Origin of the sequence: Pseudomonas sp. 13B_2.1_Bac1 (assembly GCF_025466155.1) — a bacterium.
In the GTDB taxonomy this organism is placed as follows: Bacteria; Pseudomonadota; Gammaproteobacteria; order Pseudomonadales; family Pseudomonadaceae; genus Aquipseudomonas; species Aquipseudomonas aylmerensis.
In genome coordinates this window covers 24287-47038 of record NZ_JANLOH010000101.1, presented here as the reverse complement: position 1 = coordinate 47038, position 22752 = coordinate 24287, and the positions used below count along the sequence as shown (strand labels likewise).

The following is a 22752-nucleotide window of genomic DNA, read 5'->3' as shown; positions in this document are numbered from 1 at the left end:
TAATAGTGGCAATTCCGGACTTTCAAAGTGTGATGCGCCCAGTCCTGAGCACTGTGCAGAACGGTGCGCCGCTGCCGCTCAATGTGCTGCGCGAGCGGGTGGCCGATCAGTTCCAACTGACTGAAGACGAACGCAGGGAACGGCTACCCTCCGGTCAGCAGACGGTGATCAACAACCGTGTGGGCTGGGCTCGCACCTATTTGAATAAGGCTGGGCTGTTATGCATTCCGGACAAGGGGATGGTGCAAATTACCCCGCGTGGCCTTGATGCCCTGGCCAATGGTCCGCAGCGCATCACGGTGAGCTGGTTGAAGCAGTTTCCCGAGTTTGCGGATTTCCATACGGCAAAACCGCAATCGCTTGAAGCTCCTGCTCTGCTAAACGTTGGTATTGCGGAAACCACACCAGACGAGCAGTTGGCCGGAGCGCATCAGGCATTGATGCAGTCACTGGCAGATGAACTGTTGACGCAAGTCCGGCTGGCCACTCCCAGCTTCTTTGAACAGTTGGTGGTCGATCTCATGATCGCTATGGGCTACGGTGGTTCGCGTAAGGAGGCTGGCAAAGCAACCCAGGCGACGAATGATGGCGGTATCGACGGCATCATAAAAGAAGACAAGCTCGGCCTTGACGTGATCTATCTGCAGGCCAAGCGCTGGACTAACACGGTGCATCGTCCGGAGATTGACAAGTTTATTGGCGCATTGACTCGCCAGCGTGCGCGTAAGGGTGTGTTCATCACCACCTCAGAGTTCTCCGAGGGTGCCCGGACTGCAGCGCTGGGGCTGGATATCAAAGTGGTATTGATCGATGGTGTGGAACTGGCGCGACTGATGGTAGAGAACAACCTAGGCGTGAGCGTTAAGCAGGTGTACGAGGTGAAGCAACTCGACAGTGATTATTTCGCGGGCGAGTGAGTTGTAACGTAGCTAGCAGGGTTAGTGATTTTCAGCTCGGTGACGCATGGGTGGTCTGTGGCAAAGAGTTGTTTTCGACTTCGGCTGGAAGCTCGGAGCCGAGTTTGGCAATGGCATCGTTGCATGAAATTTGTGACACTGCGGGCTTTGTACCACTCCCTTCCAATCTGGAACGAACTGCGTACCAAATTAAGCCCGACCCCGCTGAGCGATAGCGACCATTCTTGATGTACCACCCTAAAGGTCTATCTGTCGCTCATTGCAGAATATCTTTGTGGGCGGGCGATTGGACCAGACTTTCCGCGGAGGACAATTTTTGCACGGGCAGAGGCTAACTCAAGCGTCTGAGAGTCTGCCGCATAGACCGCGTCGACCTGACGGTCACGCGAGCTGCTTTTAACGCTCATCATCTCTGCAAAGTTGAGTTCTTCTGAATGCAGGAGGTCGATGATCATAATGAAACTACCCATAAGTGGGGGGCGTTGAACTTCGATTTGAGATTAACACGCTGATTCGGGGGCGCGGTCGGATAGACGATTGGCTTGCGCAGGGATGAGAGCTACCTCTGACACCGTTTTGGTATTCCAAAAATTAGCACCAGAAAGCCTGGAATACCATTTGGAATACCAAAACGTGCGGAAGTCAAAATTCTTCCACTGAAACCAACGGCCCTGAAACCCTCGATCTCACCGAATTCAAGACACAAAAAAAGACGTCCATGGACGTCTTTTTTCGTTAAGTTGGTGGAGCCGGGGGGATTTGAACCCCCGTCCGCCAGTACTCCGCTGTCGGTACTACATGCGTAGCCGTTTCTATTAAGTTAACCCTCAGCGACCCGAAGGGCAGGGTGCTTTGGGCGAGTTGTGTAAGTTTTAGCCGCTTCGTCCACAACGTACTGCACGGCGATTCTGTTCTATATGACAATCACTTTGGGTTTACAGACATCCCCTGGTGATTGCTGGACCCGAAGGTACCAGAAGCTCAGGGCTAAGGCTGCTTACGCAGCGAGAGCGAATTCCTGGCCGTAGTTTTCGTCATTGGCAACTATAAGAAGTTGCAACAGTGGATTTACGAGTTCTGTTACCAACTCGGCATGCACCTAAAGTTTCGCGACCGGCGTCGAATCCTAAACGGCCCCGTGCTTGTAACTCGTTGTTTCTTAGTGAGTGACAAGCCTGTGCAGTGTACGCCAAACGCTCACGGAAGGCCAACCCGAAGGTTGGCCATCAACGACGGCGTGTTACTGGTTGCCGCCTTTTTCAGTGTTCTGCAGGTCTTGCAGGGCTTTGGAGGTGATCTCGATGCACTTCTTGTCATCACCTGCAGCATGGGCTGCTTTCGCCTGGGAGACGGCAGTGTCGATTTCTCCCTTCTTGCCGCTGGTGTCAGTGGCAAGCAGGGCTTGGCCGTTGTTGATTTTGTCCAGATTGATCTTGCACAGATCGGGCTCGCCCGCAGCGAAAACAGGGGAGGCCAGCATCGCAGCGGTAATGAACAAGCCAGCAAGAGCGGAACGCTTCATAGGGTATCTCCTTGCGCAAAAGGGCTCGACGCTGCTGGCGTTCAACGGCTGCCAGCGACATCACTGTTGAGCCTCGTTCGTCGAGGCCTATGCAGATGACTACGCCGGCGCGCAGGGGTTCGTTTTTTTGCAGGATTAATGCGCGCGGGCCTGGGTGACCCGGTCCACGAGATACACCAAGCCGTGATAATCAATGCCTCCGTGCTGGCTCAGGCCGATCTCGCAGGTGCGGCTGGTGGAGAGGCCTTCACTGCAATATTGCACGGCATCTTTGAGCGAGCGCAGCGCGTGGGCGTTGAGTTCCGGCGTGGTGAAACCCTTGTCGCCGGCAAAACCACAGCAGTGGATGCCTTCCGGGATCACCACGGTTTTTGAGCAGCGTCGGGCCAGGTCGATCAACGCCTGGCTTTCGCCCAAATGCTGGGTACTGCAGGTGACGTGTACCGCAATCGGCGCTTCCTGGGGGGTGAAGTCGAGTCGGTCCATCAGGTGTGTGCGGATAAAACGTACCGGGTCGTAAAGGTCCAGGCGCGTTTCGCCAAGGTCTTGCACCAGGCGCAGGGTGCAGGGGCTGGTGTCGCAGTAGATCGGATCGAGTCCGCCACGGCTCGCATGCAGCAGCGCGCCGATCAGTTCCTGGCGTTTGTGCTCCGCCTGTTCGGCATAGCCCTTTGAGGCAAACGGCTGGCCGCAGCACAGGCTGTCTTGATTGTCGGGGAATACCACTTGGTAACCGGCCTTTTCCAACAGGCCACGGGTCTTGTCGTACAGCGACATCTGTTCTTTATCACTGGCGGACGGCCCCATGGCGCGTGAGACGCAAGCCGCCAGGTAGACCACGCGGGGCCGCTCATCGGTCACGGCCGGGCTGAAGCGGATGGCTTTCTCCGGCTGTGGCATGGCGCTGGTCCACTGCGGGATTTGCCCCTTGGACAACCGGGTCACCGTGGCAGACAGTTTCGCCAGGCGAGGGGCGCCCAACAGCATGCGCGCACCGTTGGCGACATGCAGGGTAAAGCGCGCACCTTGCAACGCCGTGGCGAAATGGGTGGCGAGCCATTCGGCGGTTTTCGTACGGTCGGCATCGCGGCTGCGCAGCTTCTTCACCAGGTCGCCGGTATTGATTCCTACAGGGCAACGTTGCGCACACAGGCCGGTGGCGGCGCAGGTGTCGATACCCTGGTAGTGATAGGCGGCTTCGAGTTCAGTGGTGTCGACGGCTGCGCGTTTTTTCGCCTGGATATCGCGCCAGATCACGATGCGCTGGCGCGGGCTCAACGTCAGGCCTTTGGAGGGACACACCGGCTCGCAGAACCCGCACTCGATGCACTTATCCACAATCTCGTCCGCTGCCGGCAGGGGCTTGAGGTGCTTGAGGTGGATTTGCGGGTCTTCGCTGAGTACAACATCCGGGTTGAGAATGCCGTTGGGGTCCAGCAGACGCTTGAGCTGCCACATCAACTGATAGGCATCGCTGCCCCATTCCAGCTCGACGAAAGGCGCCATATTGCGGCCCGTGCCGTGTTCGGCCTTCAGCGAGCCGCCAAACTCCACCGCCACCAATTGCGCGACGTCGTCCATGAACGCCTGGTAGCGCGTGACTTCTTCCGCGCTGTTGAAGCCTTGGGTGAACACGAAGTGCAGATTGCCTTCCAGGGCGTGTCCGAAAAGGATGGCTTCGTCGTAGTGATGTTTGTCGAACAGTTCGATCAAGCGGTTCACGCCGATCGCCAGTTGCTCGACCGGGAAAGTGACGTCTTCGATGATCACCGTGGTGCCGGTTTTGCGGACGGCACCGACGGCGGGGAAGGTGTCTTTGCGGATCGCCCACAGGCGGGCGTTTTCCACCGGGTCTTCAGTGAAGTCGACTTGCTTCTCTACGGGGAACGGCGCCAGGGACGCCATGATCAGCGCCAATTGTTCGTGCAGCAGTGATGGGGCGGCGGCGCGGGATTCGATCAGCAGCGCGCAGGCATTTTCCGATAAGTGCTGTACGAAAGCCGGCATGCCGGGTTTGTCCTGCACCGAGCGCATGCTGCGCCGGTCCAGCAGCTCAACCGCCGAGACCGGCTGGGTTTTCAGCACGGTCACCGCGTTGCAGCAGGTCTCGACATCCGGGAACACAATCAGCGCCGACGCTTTGTTGGGGTGGTCGATCACTGTCTCGTAGGTCACTGCGCTGATAAAGCCCAGGGTGCCTTCGGAGCCGACCAGCAGATGGCTGAGGATATCCAGCGGTTCATCGAAATCCACCAGGGCATTGAGCGACAGTCCGGTGGTATTTTTCAGACGATATTTGTGGCGGATTTTTGCCGCCAGTTCGGCATTTGCCCGCGTCTCGCGGCCAAGTGTCGCCAGTCGCTCAAGCAGGGCTGCATGGTGTTTTCGAAACGCTGCAACGCTGGCTGCATCCTCGGTGTCCAGTCGACTGCCATCAGCCAGTACCAGACGAATTCCGGCCAGGGTGTGATAGGTGTTCTGCGCGGTGCCGCAGCACATGCCGCTGGCATTATTGGCAACGATGCCGCCGATCTTGCAGGCATTGATCGACGCCGGATCCGGCCCGATCTTGCGCCCGAACGGCGCCAGCCACGCATTGGCCTGGGCGCCGATGACGCCGGGCTGCAGACGGATCTGCGTGCCTTGCCCGCGAATCTCCCGGCCGTTCCAGTTGTCACCCAGTACGATCAGTACTGAATCGCTGATGGCTTGCCCGGACAGGCTGGTGCCCGCCGCGCGGAAGGTCACCGGCACGCGGTCGCGTTGGGCCAGTTGCAGCAGTGCGACGACTTCGTCTTCCGACTCCACGCGGATCACTAGCTGTGGGATCAGTCGATAAAAGCTGGCGTCGGTACCGAATGCGAGAGTGGAAAGTGGGTCGTCGAAACGCCGATCCTTCGGGATCAGCTGTATGACGTCGGCAAGGAAAGCGGCAGGCAGACTCATCGGTCCTCCAGAAATAGCTGACGCCGGAACCGTTGTCCGGCGTCGATTCTTACCCTATTGCGTGCAGGTCTCAGTGCACCAGCATACCGGTGAACCAGTAGGCCTGCGCCAAGGTGATCAGCCCGACGATCGTGGCAAAGAACAGGCTGTGCTTGAGGGTGAAGCGGAACAGGTCGGATTCCTTGCCCACCAGGCCAGTGGCTGCGCATGCGACGGCGATTGATTGTGGCGAGATCATCTTGCCGGTCACGCCGCCGCTGGTGTTTGCCGCGACCAGCAAGGTGTCGTTGACGCCGATCTGGTGCGCGGTGGTGGCTTGCAGCGAGCTGAACAGTGCATTGGATGAGGTATCGGAGCCTGTCAGGAAAACCCCCAGCCAGCCGAGGAAAGGCGAGAAGAACGGGAAGGCCGCCCCGGTGCCGGCCAGCACCAGTGCCATAGTCGACGACATGCCGGAATAGTTGGTGACGAAGGCGAACGCCAGCACCATGCCGATCGACAGGATGGGCCAGCGCAGCTCGTAGAAGGTCTCTTTTAAAGTGGTAAGACCAGTTTTGATATCGATCTTCAGCACCAGCATCGACACCAGTGCCGAGAAGAAAATCGCAGTGCCGGTGGCCGAGATCGGGTCCAGCTTGAACACGGCCGGGATCGCGGTGGGGTTGGTGACGATGGGCGCCACCTTGATCACCAGTTGGTCCAGGTGCGGAATCGCGAAGTTGAACACCCAGCTGTACATCGAGCCGCCGGCGGCAAACATTGCCTTGAACGGTTTGAGCGTCCAGATGGTGACCAGCACGGTCAGGATCAGGAATGGCGACCAGGCCTTGAAAATCTGCACCAGGCTGTAGGGCGAAGCAACGGTGTTGCGCGGCAGGCCGAAGCCGCCAGCGCTGGCGGTGACTGCTGCGCTCGACGTGGCGCCGGCAATCTGCGCGCCCGCGGTGCGCTTGGGTTGCCAGACTTTGAGGAACAAGGTCAGGGCAATCAGGCTGGCCAGGGCCGAGGTGATGTCCGGCAGTTCCGGGCCAATGAAGTTGGAGGTGAAGTACTGGGTGACGGCGAAGCTCAAGCCGGCCACCAGCGCCGCCGGCCAGGTTTCGCGCACGCCGCGCAGGCCATCCATCATGAACACCAGCCAGAACGGCACGAACAGCGACAGCAGGGGCAGTTGGCGGCCGGTCATGGCGCCGATCTTGAACGCGTCGATACCGGTCACCTGGCCGGCCACGATGATCGGGATCCCGAGTGCGCCGAAGGCGACCGGCGCGGTGTTGGCGATCAAGCACAGGCCGGCGGCATACAGCGGGTTGAAGCCCAGGCCTACCAGCAGCGCGGCAGTGATCGCCACGGGGGCGCCGAAACCGGCGGCACCTTCCAGAAATGCGCCGAAGCAGAAGCCAATCAAGAGCACTTGCAGGCGTTGATCGTCAGTGATCGACAGCACCGAGCTGCGGATGATTTCGAATTGGCCGCTCTTGACCGTCAGTTTGTACAGGAACACGGCCGCCACGATGATCCAGGCGATAGGCCACAGGCCGTAGGCGAAGCCATAGCCGGCGGCAGCCAGCGCCATGTCTACCGGCATCTGGAAGGCGAAGATCGCGACCAGGATCGAGAGCGCCAGGGTGATGCTCCCGGCAACGTGGCCTTTGAGGCGGAACACCGCCAGGGCCAGGAAGAAGAATACGATCGGGATAACGGCGGCCAGTGCGGACAGGCCGAGGCTGCCGAGCGGGCTGTAGAGCTGTTGCCAGGTTTGCATATGGGGTGGCCCCTGATTGTTGTTGTTTAATCAGCTTGGATAATTGGTAATACCAATTTACAATCGCTGTGGGCTAGGTTAAAAGGCTTCGGGTCGGTGTGTCAATTTGCCGCTTGCGAAACTTTGGTCTCAGATCTGTGAGGACGGGGAGCTGAGCGGATAAATCCAAGGCGTTCTGATAGGTGCTGCAAGCGCGGCGATAGGCCAGAATAGAGGGCCCGGCGAGTGGTCGGGATGGTGGAGAGTGAGTTATGGGGTTTGATCAGGTGCGTCAGCGCCGTTTGTCTGACGATATTGTCGAGCAGCTTGAGGGCATGATCCTTGAGGGCACGCTGAAGTCGGGTGAGCGCTTGCCGGCCGAGCGGGCCTTGGCTGAGCAATTTGGCGTGTCGCGCCCGTCATTGCGCGAAGCAATCCAGAAGCTGGCGGCCAAGGGCTTGCTCGTGAGTCGTCAGGGCGGTGGTAACTATGTCGCGGAGTCGCTGGGGTCTACGTTCAGTGATCCACTGTTGCATCTGTTGGAGAACAATCCCGAAGCGCAGCGTGACTTGCTGGAATTTCGCCAGACCCTGGAAGCTTCTTGTGCTTATTACGCCGCATTGCGCGCCACCGAGGTGGATCGCGAGCGGCTGACGGCGGCGTTCGAAGCACTACAGGATTGCTACACCCGCGCCGATGACGTGAGCCGGGCGGAGGAGGGGGCGGCGGATGCAAGGTTCCACTTGGCGATTGCCGAGGCCAGCCACAATGCGGTGCTGCTGCACACGATTCGCGGCTTGTTCGATCTGCTCAAGCGTAACGTGGTCACCAACATCGGCGGCATGTATCAGCAGCGCACGGAAACCCGCGACATGCTGATCAGTCAGCACCGGGATTTGTACCTGGCGATTATCGAGGGGCGGGCGGAGCAGGCGCGAGAGGTTTCAACACGTCACCTGCTGTATGTGCAGGAGGTGTTGGAAGAGGTGCGTCAGGAGGTTCAGCGCGTGGCGCGTGCCGAGCGGCGCAAGGGGATGTAGCCGCGGGCGTTCCCGAAGCTACACCGCGACAAGGATTATTCTTCCTTGCCCTTGTTGCGTACGGCGCGGTGCAATTCCCGGTTGGAATCGCGCTCGCGCTCGGTATCACGCTTGTCGTATTCCTTCTTGCCCTTGCCCAGCGCGATCTCGCACTTGACCAGGTGCTTGCTCCAATACCAGGACAGGCAGACGCAGGCATAGCCCTTCTGCTGCACGGCGGCGGCGAGCTTGTCGATCTCGCGGGCGTTGAGCAGCAGCTTGCGCGTGCGCACCGGATCGGCAATCACGTGGGTGCTCGCGGTGGTCAGCGGGGTGATATGACTGCCGAGCAGCCACGCCTCGCCATCCTTGAGCAGCACATAGCTGTCGACCAGTTGCAGCTTGCTGGCGCGCAGACTTTTTACTTCCCAGCCGGCCAGGACCAGACCAGCCTCGAAACGATGTTCGATGAAGTAATCGTGTCGCGCCTTTTTATTTTGCGCGATGGTCCCTGTGGGGTGTTTCTTTTGTTTAGCCATAGGGGCGGCATTATAGGGAGTTGCGAGCGTGTCGGCTACGGTCAACCTGCGTGCTTGAGCGTGTTGGACGAATCCCGGACAATGCAGGCAGTTCTTTGGTTTTTTTCTCTCGCGGATCGGGCTGTTCTTTCGCGATGTTTTGCCTCAGCAGTGGAAATGACGCACACATGACGACGCATATTCAACGTTCGGCGTTGCTGCCCTACCCGGCACAGGCGCTCTATGACCTGGTCAACGACGTTGCGCGTTACCCGGAATTCCTGCCTTGGTGCTCGACTGCCGAGGTGCTGGAAAGCAGTGATGAGCACATGGTCGCCAGCGTTGGCGTGGCGAAGGGCGGTCTTAGCCAGCATTTCGTTACGCGCAATGTACTGGTGCCCGGGAAATCCATTGAAATGAACCTGCAGGAGGGGCCGTTCACCCAATTGCATGGTGTGTGGGTGTTCAAGGCGCTGACGGACAAGGCGTGCAAGATCAGCCTGGACCTGTCGTTTGATTACGCGGGGCCTATCGTGCGAGCAACACTGGGGCCACTGTTCAATCAGGCGGCCAATACCCTGGTGGATGCGTTTTGCCAGCGAGCCAAGCAGCTGCATGGTTGAAATTGAGGTGGTATACGCCGCAGAAGATCGGCAGGTGTTGCTGGCGGCGGCGGTGCCCGAAGGCACCAGCTTGCGAGCGGCGGTGCAGGCTTGCGGGATCGTGGCGCAGTTTCCGGCGCTGGATCTGGCTGATTGCCCTTTGGGGATATTTGGCAAGGTGATTGCGGACCCCGACGTGCGAGTCGTGCAGGCGGGCGATCGTATTGAGATTTACCGGCCTTTGCTGGCCGATCCCAAAGAGGTGCGCCGCTTGCGTGCAGCCAAGGCGGCGCTGGCCAAACAGCAAAATCCATAGGCTTGCCAAACAGCAGGCAATAAAAAACCCGGCATGCCGGGTTTTTTATTGGGCGCCGCTCAGTTACTGCGGGCTGGTGTCCAGAGGCTGTGGCGTCGGGACCGGCACAGTTTCCACGCCGTCGACGTCTTTCTGGATCTTGTCGAGCAATGAGCCTGGTTTGGCTGGCACTTCAGACTTCGGCTTCTCGTTTTCCTGCGCAGGGGCAGTCACGTTGGCGCCGTTGTCCTTGCCGAGCAAGGCTTCATCTCGGCTCACGCCGGGCATGAAGTCACCAGACAGGCTGACGAGTTGGTCATTGCCATTGAAAATGACGCTGACGCGCTCCTGCTGGCGTTCACCGCCACCCGGCTGGATGCTGTAGAGATAATCCCAGCGATCAGCATGGAAAGTGTCGGTCAGCAGGGGGTTGCCCATGATAAACCTTACTTGCCGTCGGGTCATTCCCGGGCGTAACTGGTCTATCATGTCCTGCGTGACGACATTGCCCTGCTGGATGTCGATTTTGTAAACCCCGGGGAATGAACAACCGGCGAGTGCGAGCAGTCCCACAAAGGTGAAACTGGTTAGCAAGAGCTTGGTGTTTTGCATCGGTGGGCGACTTCCACTATCTTGGCTGGGACAACGTAAACGCCGATCATACCCGTATTAAGAGAAGCTGCGAAGCAGCATCCGCGAGAAAGCTAACCATGGTTGAAAATAGCGAACTACGCAAAGCCGGTCTTAAAGTGACTCTGCCACGAGTCAAGATTCTACAAATGCTCGATTCTGCTGAGCAGCGCCACATGAGTGCCGAGGATGTTTACAAGGCGCTGATGGAGTCTAACGAGGACGTTGGCCTGGCCACGGTTTACCGTGTGCTGACCCAGTTTGAAGCCGCAGGGCTGGTGGTTCGTCATAATTTCGACGGCGGTCATGCAGTGTTCGAATTGGCTGACGGTGGTCATCACGACCACATGGTTGACCTGGATACCAATGAGGTTATCGAGTTCACCAGCCCTGAGATTGAAGCGCTGCAGCATAAGATTGCTGAGGAGCATGGCTTCGATCTGGTTGACCATAATCTGGTCCTGTACATCCGTAAGAAAAAGTAAAAATCGACGCAGATTCACTCTGCGAAACGATCGAAGGCGACCCTAGGGTCGCCTTCGTGCTTTCTATAAGGGAGAAAGTGCTGGCTTCAGGCTTTCGCGGCCACCACCATTTTCTTCGCGTGGGCCAGGGACTCTTTGGTCAGGTCGATACCGCCGAGCATCCGAGCCACTTCTTCAACACGTTCCGATTTGTTCAGCTTGGACACGGCTGTGTGTGTCGCTTCATCGCCGCGCACCTTGTGCACAAACAGATGTTGATGCCCCTGTGCCGCTACTTGTGGCAAGTGAGTCACCGTCAGCACCTGGCCTCTATCCCCCAGGCGTCGCAACAACTGGCCAACAATTTCTGCGGTCGGCCCGCCGATACCGACGTCCACTTCGTCGAATACCAGCGTAGGCACCCGTGACGTTTGGGCTGTAATCACCTGAATCGCCAGGCTGATGCGCGATAATTCGCCGCCGGATGCCACTTTTGCCAGCGCCTTGAGCGGCTGGCCAGGGTTGGCGCTGACCAGCAGTTCTACCTGCTCCAGGCCGTGGGGCTGCAACTCATTGCTGGCATTGGCGCGCAATTCAATCGTGAAACGCCCACCCGGCATGCCCAGGCGCTGGATCTCCTGCTCTACGGCACTGGCCAGGCTGGCGGCTGCTTGCTGGCGCAGGTCGCTCAGCTCGCGGGCCTTCTCTTGATAATGACGGGCAAAGGATGCGAGTTCATCGCCTAATCGTTCGATGGATTCGTCGTTGGCATTCAGTGTTTCGATTTCATCCAGCAGCTTCTGCTGCATCGTGGCCACTTCGGTGGGCTGGATTCGGTGTTTGCGCGCCAGGGTATAGATAGTGTCCAGGCGCTCCTCTATTTCCTGCAGGCGGGAGGGGTCGGCATCAAAGTGGTCGAGGAAGCGATTCAGCTCGCCCACGGCTTCTTCTACCTGGATCTGCGCACTGGTCAGCAGGGTGGTGGCCTCGCTGAGCGAGCCCGAAGCATTATTGACGCTGGACAATCGGTTGAGGCTGGCCGTCAGTGCGTTGAGCACATTGCCGGAATCGCTTTCGCTGCATTGCTCCACCACTTGGCGGCAGATGCCCAACAGGGTTTCGGCATTGGTGAGGTTCTTATGTTCCTGTTCGAGTTGTTCCAGCTCGGTCTCGCCGAGTGCCAGGCTCTCGAGCTCTTCAAGCTGGTAGCTGAGCAATTGATGGCGAGCGCGCTGCTCGTCGCCGGAGTTGGAGAGTCGCTCCAATTCCTGGCGGGTCTGGCGCCAGCGTTGAGCGGCAAGCTGCACCTGGCGGGCCAGGTCGGTGGCGCCGGCATATTCGTCGAGCAGGCGGCGGTGGGTGTCGGTTTTCAGCAGGGACTGGTGTTCATGTTGGCTGTGGATATCGATGAGCAACTCGCCCAGGGCTTTCAGGTCGCCAAGCGGGCAGGGCGTGCCATTGATGTAGCCTCGCGAGCGTCCTTCGGCGGTGATCACCCGGCGCAGGATGCACGGCCCCTCATTATTCAGGTCGCGCTCGGCGAGCCAGGCCTCGGCTTCGGGGATGTCTGCCAGGTCGAAGGTAGCCAGGATGTCGGCCTTGTCCGCACCCGGACGCACCACGCCGCTGTCGGCGCGATCGCCCAGGGTCAGGCCGAGCGCGTCGAGCATGATCGATTTGCCGGCGCCGGTTTCGCCTGTGATTACGCTCATCCCGCGATCCAGTTCGAGATCCAGGTGTTCAACGATGGCGTAGTTATGTACGGACAGGTGCACGAGCATGAACGTCGCTCCCAGGCTTTAGGTCTGGTTATTTATACAGTGTTTTGTTCAGGGCTGACAATCCTGGCGCTTAGCTCGATTTGCTTGAGTCGTCACTTTTTTTAGTGCAATGAGGAATGATGCGGCAGGAATTGATCCCGGTCATGGGAAAGACTTTTGGTAACGCCTGCACCCTTGAACCCTGAAATTGTGGCCCCATATACCGGAACAGAAGCGCGAGTTGAGTTCGCGCATGATTTTGAAAGGAGAAATCTATGGCTGACGAACAGACGCAGGATACGCAAACTCCAGACGCTACCCAGGCTGGCTCGGAAGACCTGGCCGTGCGTGTGCAAGTGCTCGAAGAGCAATTGGCCGCTGCGCAGGACCAGTCTTTGCGTGTTGCCGCCGATCTGCAGAACGTCCGCCGCCGTGCCGAGCAGGATGTTGAGAAGGCTCACAAATTCGCGCTGGAAAAATTCGCCGGTGACTTGCTGCCGATCATCGACAGCCTGGAGCGTGGCCTTGAGTTGTCCAACCCGGACGACGAAAACATCCGCCCAATGCGCGAAGGGATCGAACTGACCCTGAAAATGTTCCAGGACACCCTGAAGCGTTATCAGTTGGAAGCTATCGATCCAACCGGCGGCGAACCGTTCAACGCTGAGCATCACCAAGCCATGGCCATGCAGGAAAGCCATGACCTGGAGCCTAACAGCGTGTTGAAAGTGTTCCAGAAGGGGTATCAGCTCAATGGTCGCTTGCTGCGCCCGGCGATGGTTGTAGTGAGCAAGGCTCCTGCACCGGTTTCGCCTTCTATTGATGAGCAGGCTTGAAATACGCCGTAAGGCCCCCATCTATAAGTCAAGCGTTTAAGTGCTACCGCAGTTAGCCACCACTGCTGCGGCATCCAAATTCAAGTTTCGGGAGAGTAAATCATGGGCAAAATTATCGGTATCGACCTGGGGACCACCAACTCCTGCGTCTCCGTCATGGAAAACGGCAAAGCCAAAGTTATCGAAAACGCCGAAGGCGCGCGTACCACGCCGTCGATCATTGCTTACGCAAATGATGGCGAGATCCTCGTTGGTCAGTCGGCCAAGCGTCAGGCTGTCACCAACCCGCACAACACCCTGTACGCGGTGAAGCGTCTGATCGGTCGTAAGTTCGACGAAGAAGTCGTACAGAAAGACATCAAGATGGTGCCTTACAAAATCGCCAAGGCTGACAACGGCGACGCCTGGGTTGAAGTCAATGGCAACAAGATGTCTGCACCGCAGATCTCGGCTGAAGTCTTGAAAAAGATGAAGAAGACTGCCGAAGACTACCTCGGTGAAGCAGTGACTGAAGCGGTCATCACCGTTCCGGCCTACTTCAACGACAGCCAGCGCCAGGCGACCAAAGACGCCGGCCGCATTGCGGGCCTGGACGTAAAACGTATCATCAACGAACCTACCGCAGCCGCTCTGGCCTACGGTATGGACAAGGCCAAGGGCGACCACACTGTGATCGTTTATGACCTGGGTGGCGGTACGTTCGACGTCTCGGTCATCGAGATCGCTGAAGTTGACGGCGAGCACCAGTTCGAAGTGTTGGCCACCAACGGCGACACGTTCCTGGGTGGTGAAGACTTTGACATTCGTCTGATCGACTACCTCGTTGACGAATTCAAGAAAGAAAGCGGCATGAACCTCAAGGGTGACCCGCTGGCTATGCAGCGCCTCAAGGAAGCTGCTGAAAAAGCCAAGATCGAGCTGTCCTCGAGCATGTCGACCGACGTGAACCTGCCGTACATCACTGCAGACGCCACCGGTCCTAAGCACCTGAACGTGAAGATTTCTCGCGCCAAGTTGGAAGCACTGGTTGAAGACCTGGTTCAGCGCACCATCGAACCTTGCCGCATTGCCCTGAAAGACGCAGGTATCGACGTTGGTTCCATCAACGACGTGATCCTGGTGGGCGGTCAGACCCGTATGCCACTGGTACAGCAGAAAGTAACCGAGTTCTTCGGCAAGGAAGCACGTAAAGACGTGAACCCGGACGAAGCGGTTGCCATGGGTGCTGCCATCCAGGGCGCGGTATTGGCCGGCGACGTGAAAGACGTGCTGCTGCTGGACGTCAGCCCGCTGACCCTGGGTATCGAAACCATGGGCGGCGTGATGACTGCGCTGATCGAGAAAAACACCACGATTCCTACCAAGAAATCCCAGGTGTTCTCGACTGCCGACGACAACCAAGGCGCTGTGACCATTCACGTGCTGCAAGGTGAGCGTAAGCAAGCGGCTCAGAACAAGTCCCTGGGCAAGTTCGATCTGGCCGAGATTCCACCAGCACCACGTGGCGTGCCACAAATCGAAGTGACCTTCGACATCGACGCCAACGGCATCTTGCACGTAGGTGCCAAGGACAAGGCGACTGGCAAAGAGCAGAAGATCACCATCAAGGCCAACTCCGGTCTGTCTGATGAAGAAATTCAACAGATGATCCGTGATGCTGAAGCCAACGCCGACGCAGATGCCAAGTTTGCCGAGCTGGCTGGCGCCCGTAACCAGGGTGATGCACTGGTTCACTCGACCCGCAAAATGGTCGCGGATGCTGGCGATAAAGTGACTGCTGAGGAGAAGACCGCAATCGAAGCTGCCGTGGTTGCCCTGGAAGCCGCCATCAAAGGCGACGACAAGGCTGCCATCGAAGCCAAGGTTGAGGAGCTGTCGAAAGTCTCCGCACCGGTTGCTCAGAAAATGTACGCCGAACAAGGCCAGCCGGCTGATGGTGCTGCACAGCACGCAGAGCCTGAAGCCAAGCACGACGACGTTGTCGATGCCGAGTTCGAAGAAGTTAAAGACCAGAAGTAAGTTGGTCGCCCGGTTGACCGCTATCAAGCGGTGACTGGTAGGATGTCGCCGCGCGGGAGCTTGCTCCCGCGTTGGCGTGTCTGGGGTATGCGAATTTTTACAACATGCGACAACGCTCGGATGTTGGCGGTGTGATCGGGAATGCTCCTGCTTCCCGGGCGACAGTCACCGTGTTTTTGGCCGGGTCCCTGGCTGAAAGCAGTAATGACCAGGATCGTTGAATTGACGTGAGTTGGGTCCGGGCCTGTATTGGGGCTCAACGAGTTTGGCAAGGCTCAGGAGGGTCTGGCCAAACGTCCTTAAGAGTGCAAAGACTTATGGCAAAGCGTGACTATTACGAAGTATTGGGTGTGGAGCGCGGCTCCAGCGATGCGGACCTGAAAAAGGCATACCGTCGCCTGGCGATGAAGCACCACCCGGACCGTAATCCGGATAGCAAAGAATCCGAAGAAATGTTCAAGGAGGCCAACGAGGCCTACGAATGCCTTTCTGATCCGAACAAGCGTGCGGCTTACGACCAGTATGGTCATGCCGGTGTCGACCCGAGCATGGGCGGCGGCGGTGCAGGTTTCGGCGGCCAGAACTTCTCCGATATCTTCGGCGACGTTTTCAGCGACTTCTTCGGCGGTGGCCGGGGTGGCCAGCGTGGTGGCGCCCAGCGTGGCAGTGACTTGCGCTATACCCTTGAGTTGAACCTGGAAGAGGCCGTGCGCGGTACCAGCGTCAACATCCGCGTGCCGACGCTGGTTAATTGCAAGCCGTGCGACGGCTCGGGCGCCAAGAAAGGCTCCTCGCCGATCACCTGCCCGACCTGTGGCGGTATCGGCCAGGTCCGTATGCAGCAGGGCTTCTTCTCGGTGCAGCAAACCTGCCCGCGTTGCCATGGCCAGGGCAAGATCATTTCCGATCCGTGCGACTCGTGCCACGGCGAAGGTCGCGTCGAAGAGTACAAGACCCTGTCGGTCAAAGTGCCGGCGGGTGTGGATACCGGAGACCGCATCCGCTTGTCGGGTGAGGGCGAGGCGGGCACCCAGGGTGGCCCTACCGGTGACCTGTACGTGGTGATCAATGTGCGTGAGCACTCGATCTTCCAGCGCGACGGCAAGCACCTGTTCTGCGAAGTGCCGATCAGCTTTGTCGATGCAGCCTTGGGCGGCGAGTTGGAGATTCCGACCCTGGATGGTCGGGTCAAGCTGAAGATCCCCGAGGGTACTCAGACCGGCAAGCAGTTCCGTATTCGTGGCAAGGGTGTTGCGCCGGTGCGCGGCGGTGGTGCAGGCGATCTGATGTGCCGCGTAGCGGTCGAGACCCCGGTCAACCTGGGGCGTCGTCAGCGTGAGCTGCTCGAAGAGTTCCGCAGTTCGTTGGAAGGTGACGACTCCCATTCACCGAAAACCACTGGGTTTTTCGATGGCGTGAAGCGCTTCTTCGGCGACCTGTAAGGAGTGGATATGCGACGTATAGCCGTTATGGGCGCTGCCGGGCGCATGGGGAAGACGCTGGTCGAGGCGGTGCAGCAGCGCTCGCCGGCCTCCGGGTTGACCGCAGCCATCGTTCGCCCGGGCAGCACGTTGATTGGTGCAGATGCGGGCGAGTTGGCCTCGCTGGGCCGTATCGGTGTGTCGTTGTCGAGCAGCCTGGAGCAGGTGGCTGAAGAGTTCGACGTGTTGATCGACTTCACTCTGCCTGACGTGATGCTGAAAAACCTGGCGTTCTGCCGCAAGGCGGGCAAGGCCATGGTGATCGGTACGACGGGTTTGAGTGCCGAGCAGAAGCAGTTGCTGGTGGAGGCGGGCAAGGACATCCCGATCGTCTTCGCGGCCAACTTCAGCGTGGGCGTGAACCTGTCGCTCAAGTTGCTGGATCTGGCGGCCCGCGTGTTGGGTGATGAGGCGGATATCGAAATCATCGAGACCCATCATCGTCACAAGATCGATGCGCCGTCGGGCACCGCGCTGCGCATGGGTGAAGCCATCGCTGATGCGTTGGGCCGCGATTTGTCCAAGGTGGCCGTATATGGCCGTGAAGGTCATACCGGTGCGCGTGCGCGTGACACCATCGGCTTTGCGACCGTGCGCGGTGGTGATGTTGTGGGTGATCACACCGTGCTGTTTGCCACTGAAGGTGAGCGCCTGGAGATCACGCACAAGGCCTCCAGTCGCATGACGTTTGCCAAGGGCGCCGTCCGTGCTGCGCTCTGGCTGGAAGGTCGTGAGCCGGGTCTGTATGACATGCGTGACGTGCTGGATCTGCACTAATCAGTAGCTAAAATCGGGCCTCAGGATTATCCTGAGGCCCCGTTTTTACCCGCTAAGCGACGTCCTGTCGCATTCCCCTGCCTTTAAGGCTCATTAGCGGTGGACCAAAAAAGCCTTTTTCTGTAAGCTACAGCTTTAGTGTGTCCACTAAAAGCGCGCAGAATAATTCGGTGAAGAAGCGGGGTGACGTGTCCATACGTCACTCCGCTTTTTTACAACCTGCGATCGCCCTTTCAGGCTTTATTTACGGGAGGTCTTCTTGACTAAGCCAGCCATACTCGCCCTTGCTGATGGCAGCATTTTTCGCGGCGAAGCCATTGGAGCCGACGGTCAAACCGTTGGAGAGGTGGTGTTCAACACCGCCATGACCGGCTATCAGGAAATCCTTACCGATCCTTCCTACGCCCAACAGATCGTTACCCTGACTTATCCGCACATCGGCAACACCGGTACTACACCGGAAGACGTCGAGTCTGATCGTGTCTGGTCGGCGGGTCTGGTAATTCGTGACCTGCCACTGGTCGCGAGCAACTGGCGTAACACGATGTCGCTGTCCGATTACCTGAAAGCCAACAATGTTGTGGCAATCGCCGGTATCGATACGCGTCGCCTGACACGCATCCTGCGTGAAAAAGGCTCGCAGAACGGCTGCATCATGGCCGGTGAGAATATTTCCGAAGAGGCAGCGATCGCTGCTGCGCAAGGCTTCCCTGGCCTGAAAGGCATGGACCTGGCGAAAGTCGTCAGCACCAAGGAAAAGTACGAGTGGCGCTCCACCGTCTGGGATTTGAAGACTGACAGCCACGCGACCATCGAGGCCGCTGAGCTGCCTTACCACGTCGTCGCCTACGACTACGGCATCAAGTACAACATCCTGCGCATGCTGGTCGAGCGCGGTTGCCGCGTGACCGTGGTGCCTGCGCAAACCCCGGCCAGCGATGTGCTCGCCCTGCAACCGGACGGCGTGTTCCTGTCCAACGGTCCGGGTGACCCCGAGCCTTGCGACTACGCCATCCAGGCGATCAAGGATGTGCTGGAAACCGAAATTCCGGTCTTCGGTATCTGCCTGGGTCACCAGTTGCTGGCCCTGGCCTCCGGCGCCAAGACCCTGAAAATGGGGCACGGCCACCACGGTGCCAACCACCCTGTGCAAGACCTGGACACTGGCGTTGTGATGATCACCAGCCAGAACCACGGCTTTGCGGTGGATGAAGCGACCCTGCCGGGCAACGTCCGCGCAATTCACAAGTCGCTGTTCGACGGCTCCCTGCAAGGCATCGAGCGCACTGACAAGAGCGCATTCAGCTTCCAGGGCCACCCTGAAGCAAGCCCGGGCCCGAACGACGTAGCGCCGCTGTTCGACCGTTTCATCAATGAGATGGCCAAGCGACGCTGACTGAGTGGCCTGCGGGCGGCCCCGACTGTCGGTGGCCCCCGCAGGCTCTTCAAAGAATGTTCAAGACGGCTTGCCGACTGACCTGCGGATTTGAGTGACAAACCCATGCCAAAACGTACAGACATAAAAAGCATCCTGATTCTCGGCGCTGGCCCGATCGTTATCGGCCAGGCCTGCGAATTCGACTACTCCGGCGCCCAGGCCTGTAAAGCCCTGCGCGAGGAGGGCTACCGCGTCATCCTGGTGAACTCCAACCCGGCGACCATCATGACCGACCCGGCCATGGCCGACGCCACCTATATCGAGCCGATCAAGTGGCAGACCGTTGCCAAGATCATCGAGAAAGAGCGTCCGGACGCGCTGCTGCCCACCATGGGCGGCCAGACTGCACTGAACTGCGCCCTGGACCTGGAGCGCGAAGGCGTGCTGGAGAAGTTCGGCGTAGAGATGATCGGCGCGAATGCCGACACCATCGACAAGGCTGAAGACCGTTCGCGTTTCGACAAGGCGATGAAGTCCATCGGCCTGGCGTGCCCGCGCTCCGGTATCGCCCACACCATGGAAGAAGCCAACGCAGTCCTCGAGACCCTCGGCTTCCCGTGCATCATCCGTCCGTCCTTCACCATGGGCGGCACCGGTGGCGGTATCGCCTACAACCGTGAAGAGTTCGAAGAAATCTGCGCCCGTGGTCTGGATCTGTCGCCGACCAAGGAACTGCTGATCGATGAATCGCTGATCGGCTGGAAAGAATATGAAATGGAAGTTGTCCGCGACAAAAAGGACAACTGCATCATCGTCTGCTCCATCGAAAACTTTGACCCGATGGGCGTGCACACCGGTGACTCGATCACCGTTGCTCCGGCACAGACCCTGACCGACAAGGAATACCAGATCCTGCGTAACGCCTCCCTGGCGGTACTGCGCGAGATCGGCGTGGAAACCGGCGGTTCCAACGTTCAGTTCGGTATCTGCCCGAACACTGGCCGCATGGTCGTGATCGAGATGAACCCGCGTGTATCGCGTTCGTCGGCCCTGGCATCGAAAGCGACCGGCTTCCCGATCGCCAAGGTCGCGGCCAAGCTGGCTGTGGGTTACACCCTCGATGAGCTGTCGAACGACATCACCGGCGGTAAGACCCCGGCGTCCTTCGAGCCGTCCATCGACTACGTCGTCACCAAGCTGCCACGTTTCGCCTTCGAGAAATTCGCCAAGGCTGATGCGCGCCTGACTACTCAGATGAAGTCGGTCGGTGAAGTCATGGCCATCGGCCGTACTTTCCAGGAGTCCCTGCAGAAAGCCCTGCGCGGCCTGGAAGTGGGCGTTTGCGGCCTGGACGAGAAGCTCGACCTGAGCAACCCGGAAAGCATGAGCGTGCTCAAGCGCGAGCTGACCGTGCCGGGTGCCGAGCGTATCTGGTACGTGGCTGACGCCTTCCGCGCTGGCATGACTGTCGAAGACATCTTCGGCATGAACATGATCGACCCGTGGTTCCTGGTGCAGATCGAAGATCTGATCAAGGAAGAAGAGAAGGTCAAGACCCTCGGTCTGGCCAGCATCGACCGCGACATGATGTTCCGCCTCAAGCGCAAAGGCTTCTCCGACCAGCGCCTGGCCAAGCTGCTGGGTGTGACCGAGAAGAACCTGCGCACGCATCGCCACAAGCTGGAGATCTTCCCGGTCTACAAGCGCGTTGATACCTGCGCCGCCGAGTTCTCCACCGACACCGCCTACCTGTACTCCACCTACGAGGAGGAGTGCGAAGCCGCCCCGTCGGGTCGCGACAAGATCATGATCCTGGGCGGCGGTCCGAACCGTATCGGCCAGGGTATCGAGTTTGACTACTGCTGCGTACACGCCGCTCTCGCCCTGCGCGAAGACGGGTACGAGACCATCATGGTCAACTGCAACCCGGAAACTGTTTCCACCGACTACGACACCTCTGATCGCCTGTACTTCGAGCCAGTGACCCTGGAAGACGTGCTGGAAATCGTGCGCGTCGAGAAGCCAAAAGGCGTGATCGTCCAGTACGGCGGCCAAACCCCGCTGAAACTGGCGCGTGCCCTTGAAGCGGCCGGCGTGCCGATCATTGGCACCAGCCCAGATGCCATCGACCGTGCGGAAGACCGTGAGCGCTTCCAGCAGATGGTTGAACGCCTGAACCTGCGTCAGCCGCCGAACGCCACCGTGCGCAGCGAAGACGAGGCCATCCGCGCCGCCAGCAAGATCGGCTACCCGCTGGTGGTGCGTCCGTCCTACGTACTGGGCGGTCGGGCGATGGAAATCGTCTACGAAGAAGAAGAACTCAAGCGTTACCTGCGCGACGCGGTGAAGGTGTCCAACGACAGCCCGGTGCTGCTGGACCACTTCCTCAACTGTGCCATCGAAATGGATGTGGATGCGGTCTGCGACGGCACTGACGTCGTGATCGGCGCGATCATGCAGCACATCGAGCAGGCGGGTGTTCACTCCGGTGACTCGGCGTGCTCGCTGCCACCGTACTCGCTGCCGGCGCACATCCAGGACGAGATGCGCGAACAGGTCAAGAAAATGGCCCTGGAACTGGGTGTGGTCGGCTTGATGAACGTACAGTTGGCGCTGCAAGGCGAAGACATCTACGTCATCGAAGTCAACCCGCGCGCTTCGCGTACCGTGCCATTTGTTTCCAAGTGCATCGGTGTGTCCCTGGCCATGATCGCTGCCCGCGTGATGGCCGGTAAGACCCTGAAGGAAATCGGCTTCACCAAGGAAATCATTCCGAACTTCTACAGTGTGAAAGAGGCGGTGTTCCCATTCGCCAAATTCCCTGGTGTGGACCCGATCCTGGGCCCAGAGATGAAGTCCACCGGTGAAGTGATGGGCGTGGGCGATACCTTCGGTGAAGCATTCGCCAAGGCCCAGATGGGTGCCAGCGAAGTGCTGCCGACCGGCGGTACTGCGTTTATCAGCGTGCGTGATGACGACAAGCCACTGGTTGCAGGCGTGGCCCGTGATCTGATCAACTTGGGCTTTGAAGTCGTGGCCACCGCCGGGACCGCCAAGCTGATCGAGGCTGCCGGCCTGAAAGTGCGTCGCGTGAACAAGGTGACGGAAGGCCGTCCGCACGTGGTCGACATGATCAAGAATGACGAAGTCACGCTGATCATCAACACCACCGAAGGTCGCCAGTCGATCGCGGACTCCTATTCCATTCGTCGTAACGCCTTGCAGCACAAGATCTACTGCACCACCACCATTGCTGCTGGCGAAGCCATCTGCGAAGCACTCAAGTTCGGTCCGGAAAAGACCGTGCGTCGCTTGCAGGATCTACACGCAGGATTGAAGGCATGACCAAATACCCAATGACCGTCCAGGGCTTCAAGGCCCTGGAAGAGGAGCACGCCCATTTGACCAAGGTCGTACGTCCAAAGCTGAGCCAGGACATCGGTACGGCCCGCGAACTGGGTGACCTTAAGGAAAACGCCGAATACCATGCTGCTCGCGAGCAGCAAGGTATGGTCGAGGCGCGGATCCGTGACATCGAAGGCCGCCTGCAGAACTCGGTGGTCATCGACGTAACGACCATTCCGAAGACCGGCAAGGTGATTTTCGGCACCACCGTGGAAATCGCCAACGTCGAGACTGACGAAAGCGTGGTCTACCACATCGTCGGGGAAGACGAAGCTGACTTCAAACTCGGCAAGATCTCCGTCGGCTCCCCGCTTGCCCGCGCCTTGATTGCCAAGGAAGAGGGTGACGTGGTGGCGGTCAAGACACCGGGTGGCGTGATCGAGTACGAGATTGTTGAAGTCCGTCACGTCTGAACGGCGGCGCCCGCTTCGTGCGGGCG

18 protein-coding genes and 1 other RNA gene are annotated in these 22752 nt (G+C 58.9%); 12 read left to right on the top strand and 7 right to left on the bottom strand.

Annotation, left to right across the window (positions count from 1 at the left end; all coding sequences use genetic code 11):
• The first annotated feature begins 5 nt into the window (after positions 1 to 5).
• Positions 6 to 917, top strand: a complete 912-nt coding sequence (locus NTD80_RS24825) for a restriction endonuclease (RefSeq protein ID WP_262135324.1) — start codon at positions 6 to 8, stop codon at positions 915 to 917.
• A 741-nt stretch (positions 918 to 1658) separates the two neighbouring features.
• Here the strand turns inward: NTD80_RS24825 and ssrA are convergent.
• The 4 genes from ssrA to NTD80_RS24805 form a co-directional block, all read right to left on the bottom strand.
• Positions 1659 to 2055, bottom strand: a transfer-messenger RNA (tmRNA) gene (gene ssrA / locus NTD80_RS24820).
• Positions 2056 to 2157: 102 nt separating this feature from the next.
• Positions 2158 to 2439, bottom strand: a complete 282-nt coding sequence (locus NTD80_RS24815) for a hypothetical protein (RefSeq protein WP_065910245.1) — start codon at positions 2437 to 2439, stop codon at positions 2158 to 2160.
• 135 nt (positions 2440 to 2574) lie between these two features.
• Positions 2575 to 5385, bottom strand: coding sequence for an FAD-binding and (Fe-S)-binding domain-containing protein (locus NTD80_RS24810; RefSeq protein ID WP_262135323.1), 2811 nt, complete (start codon positions 5383 to 5385; stop codon positions 2575 to 2577).
• 70 nt (positions 5386 to 5455) lie between these two features.
• On the bottom strand, positions 5456 to 7150 hold the full coding sequence (locus NTD80_RS24805) for a lactate permease LctP family transporter (RefSeq protein ID WP_065910248.1): 1695 nt from the start codon (positions 7148 to 7150) through the stop codon (positions 5456 to 5458).
• 251 nt (positions 7151 to 7401) lie between these two features.
• On the opposite strand from NTD80_RS24805, the gene NTD80_RS24800 reads away from it, so the two are divergent.
• On the top strand, positions 7402 to 8169 hold the full coding sequence (locus tag NTD80_RS24800; protein ID WP_065910250.1) for a GntR family transcriptional regulator: 768 nt from the start codon (positions 7402 to 7404) through the stop codon (positions 8167 to 8169).
• A gap of 35 nt (positions 8170 to 8204) precedes the next feature.
• Here the strand turns inward: NTD80_RS24800 and smpB are convergent, their stop codons facing one another.
• On the bottom strand, positions 8205 to 8687 hold the full coding sequence (gene smpB / locus NTD80_RS24795; protein ID WP_060752280.1) for an SsrA-binding protein SmpB: 483 nt from the start codon (positions 8685 to 8687) through the stop codon (positions 8205 to 8207).
• 167 nt (positions 8688 to 8854) lie between these two features.
• Here smpB and NTD80_RS24790 point away from each other — a divergent pair, with 167 nt between their 5' ends.
• Both NTD80_RS24790 and NTD80_RS24785 read left to right on the top strand, forming a co-directional pair.
• Positions 8855 to 9289 carry a type II toxin-antitoxin system RatA family toxin gene (locus tag NTD80_RS24790; protein WP_005791512.1) on the top strand — a complete coding sequence of 145 codons (435 nt, stop codon included), beginning with the start codon at positions 8855 to 8857 and terminating at the stop codon, positions 9287 to 9289.
• Positions 9282 to 9584, top strand: coding sequence for an RnfH family protein (locus tag NTD80_RS24785; protein WP_106802599.1), 303 nt, complete (start codon positions 9282 to 9284; stop codon positions 9582 to 9584). The genes NTD80_RS24790 and NTD80_RS24785 overlap by 8 nt, the downstream gene beginning before the upstream one ends.
• Before the next feature lie 63 nt (positions 9585 to 9647).
• Here NTD80_RS24785 and NTD80_RS24780 read toward each other — a convergent pair whose 3' ends face one another.
• Positions 9648 to 10175 carry an outer membrane protein assembly factor BamE gene (locus NTD80_RS24780; RefSeq protein ID WP_065910254.1) on the bottom strand — a complete coding sequence of 176 codons (528 nt, stop codon included), beginning with the start codon at positions 10173 to 10175 and terminating at the stop codon, positions 9648 to 9650.
• Between the two features lie 98 nt (positions 10176 to 10273).
• Here NTD80_RS24780 and fur point away from each other — a divergent pair, with 98 nt between their 5' ends.
• Complete coding sequence (gene fur, locus NTD80_RS24775) at positions 10274 to 10678, top strand: ferric iron uptake transcriptional regulator (RefSeq protein ID WP_003194220.1); 405 nt, start codon at positions 10274 to 10276, stop codon at positions 10676 to 10678.
• 86 nt (positions 10679 to 10764) lie between these two features.
• Here fur and recN read toward each other — a convergent pair whose 3' ends face one another.
• Complete coding sequence (recN, locus tag NTD80_RS24770) at positions 10765 to 12438, bottom strand: DNA repair protein RecN (RefSeq protein ID WP_106802600.1); 1674 nt, start codon at positions 12436 to 12438, stop codon at positions 10765 to 10767.
• Between the two features lie 254 nt (positions 12439 to 12692).
• Between recN and grpE the strand changes: the two genes are divergently transcribed.
• The 7 genes from grpE (at position 12693) to greA (ending at position 22726) form a co-directional block, all read left to right on the top strand.
• Entirely contained in the window at positions 12693 to 13253 is a 561-nt protein-coding gene (gene grpE / locus NTD80_RS24765; protein WP_106802601.1) for a nucleotide exchange factor GrpE, read from the top strand.
• Between the two features lie 102 nt (positions 13254 to 13355).
• Positions 13356 to 15272 (top strand): molecular chaperone DnaK, encoded by a 1917-nt coding sequence (dnaK, locus tag NTD80_RS24760; protein ID WP_065910260.1) that lies wholly within the window; start codon positions 13356 to 13358, stop codon positions 15270 to 15272.
• A 317-nt stretch (positions 15273 to 15589) separates the two neighbouring features.
• Positions 15590 to 16714 (top strand): molecular chaperone DnaJ, encoded by a 1125-nt coding sequence (gene dnaJ, locus NTD80_RS24755; RefSeq protein ID WP_065910262.1) that lies wholly within the window; start codon positions 15590 to 15592, stop codon positions 16712 to 16714.
• Positions 16715 to 16723: 9 nt separating this feature from the next.
• Entirely contained in the window at positions 16724 to 17530 is an 807-nt protein-coding gene (gene dapB, locus NTD80_RS24750; RefSeq protein ID WP_065910264.1) for a 4-hydroxy-tetrahydrodipicolinate reductase, read from the top strand.
• A gap of 259 nt (positions 17531 to 17789) precedes the next feature.
• On the top strand, positions 17790 to 18926 hold the full coding sequence (gene carA, locus NTD80_RS24745) for a glutamine-hydrolyzing carbamoyl-phosphate synthase small subunit (protein WP_065910266.1): 1137 nt from the start codon (positions 17790 to 17792) through the stop codon (positions 18924 to 18926).
• 105 nt (positions 18927 to 19031) lie between these two features.
• Positions 19032 to 22253, top strand: coding sequence for a carbamoyl-phosphate synthase large subunit (gene carB, locus NTD80_RS24740; RefSeq protein WP_065910267.1), 3222 nt, complete (start codon positions 19032 to 19034; stop codon positions 22251 to 22253).
• Positions 22250 to 22726 (top strand): transcription elongation factor GreA, encoded by a 477-nt coding sequence (gene greA / locus NTD80_RS24735; RefSeq protein WP_003235048.1) that lies wholly within the window; start codon positions 22250 to 22252, stop codon positions 22724 to 22726. Before carB ends, greA begins: the two co-directional genes overlap by 4 nt.
• The last annotated feature ends 26 nt before the right edge of the window (positions 22727 to 22752 follow it).